General features: G+C 70.9%; 2 protein-coding genes. Both read left to right on the top strand.

What is annotated here, in order from left to right; genetic code table 11:
- Nucleotides 1-763: HAD-IC family P-type ATPase (locus tag RMO85_RS11880; protein ID WP_310528935.1), on the top strand; the 763-nt coding region annotated here is incomplete at its 5' end.
- The coding region (locus RMO85_RS11875) for a heavy metal translocating P-type ATPase (RefSeq protein ID WP_310528934.1) at nt 760-1,864 on the top strand (1,105 nt) is incomplete at its 3' end. The genes RMO85_RS11880 and RMO85_RS11875, both read left to right, overlap by 4 nt.

Here is a 1,864-nt window from a genome sequence, read left to right as displayed (position 1 = left end):
GGCCGGACGGTCAGGCTGGCTCGCCACCCAGTGGAGCCAGCCGCTGGATGCACGCCTGATCGAGGCTGTCCAGGTCGCGGAGCAACAGGGTCGCACCGTGATCGCCGCCGGCTGGGACGGCGCCGCCCGCGGTGTCCTGGTCGTCTCCGACACCATCAAACCGACCAGTGCCCAGGCCGTCGCCGAGCTCAAGCAGCTCGGGTTGCGCCCGGTGCTGCTCACCGGTGACAACGAACGCGCCGCTCGTGCCGTCGCCGCCGAGGTCGGCATCGACGAGGTGATCGCCGAAGTCCTCCCGGCCGAGAAGGTCGCCGTCGTCCAACGGCTCCAGCGCGAGGGTCGCACCGTGGCGATGGTCGGCGACGGCGTCAACGACGCCGCCGCGCTGGCGACCTCCGACCTCGGCATCGCCATGGGCACCGGCACCGATGTCGCCATCGAGGCTTCTGACCTGACCCTGGTGCGCGGGGACCTCCGCGCGGCCGTCGACGCCATCCGGCTCTCCCGGCGGACTCTCCGCACCATCCAGGGCAACCTGTTCTGGGCCTTCGCCTACAACGTCGCCGCCCTTCCTCTCGCCGCGCTGGGCCTGCTCAACCCACTCATCGCCGGCGCCGCGATGGCGTTCTCCTCGGTGTTCGTGGTGTCCAACAGCCTGCGACTGCGCCGCTTCCGGGCCGTCTCCGTCACCCCCACAGCTCATCCGGGCGCAGGGCACGACCGCGCGGCGACCGCTGCTCCGTCCAGGAAGGCAGATCGATGACCACGCACGCACATGCCGACGGCCACCGCGACCCCAGGAACGAAGGCGGCAACGACACCGCGACCGCGATCCTGGAGGTCTCAGGAGTGCAGTGGGCCACCAGCAAGAACGTGGCCGAAGCCGTCCTGTCCCGGCGGCCGGGGGTCCTCTCCGTCGACGCCAATCCCGTCTCGCAGACCGCAACCGTGACCTACGACCGCAACCGCACCAGCCTGACCGAGCTGCGGGACTGGGTGCGCGAGTGCGGCTTCCACTGCACCGGCCAGTCGGTCCCGCACCACGTGTGCGATCCGATGACCGAGCCGCGGCCACCGACCGGACACGGCGACCACCTCACCCATGAACCGCACGGCGGGCACCCCGCGGCGACCGCGTCCCCGGTGAGCTCGCCGCACGACGCGATGGGCCACGGCGGGCACGGGTCCATGTCGATGGCCGACATGGTTCGCGACATGCGCAACCGGTTCCTCGTGGCCGTGCTGCTCTCGGTCCCCATCCTGCTCTGGTCCCCGATCGGGCGGGAGGTGTTCGGCTTCGACACCGCAGCGCCGTTCGGCCTGCGCGACGACGTGTTCAGCCTGGTGCTGTCACTGCCGGTCGTCTTCTACTCCGCCGGGATCTTCTTCGACGGAGCCTGGCGGGCCCTGCGCGCCCGGACGCTCGACATGATGGTGCTCGTCGCGGTCGCCGTCGGAGCAGGCTGGTTGTACTCGCTCGGCGTCACCCTGACCGGTGGCGGCGAGGTGTTCTACGAGGCGGCCACCGTGCTGACCGCGTTCGTGCTGCTCGGGCACTGGTTCGAGATGCGCGCCCGCGGCGGCGCCAACGACGCCATCCGAACCCTCCTGGATCTGGCGCCGCCCCAGGCCCTCGTCATTCGCGACTCCGAACCGGTCGAGATCTCCACTGCCGATGTTGTCGTCGGTGACCTCCTCCTGGTCCGCCCCGGCGCCAAGATCGCCACCGACGGCGTGGTCGAGGAAGGCGACTCCGACGTCGACGAGGCACTGGTCACCGGCGAGAGCCTCCCGGTGCACAAGTCACCGGGCGACCCGGTCATCGGCGCCACCGTCAACACCACCGGCACCCTCCGGGTCCGTG

This window comes from Nocardioides sp., assembly GCF_031422975.1.
Lineage (GTDB): Bacteria > Actinomycetota > Actinomycetes > Propionibacteriales > Nocardioidaceae > Nocardioides.
This window is presented reverse-complemented; position numbering and strand designations above follow the sequence as displayed.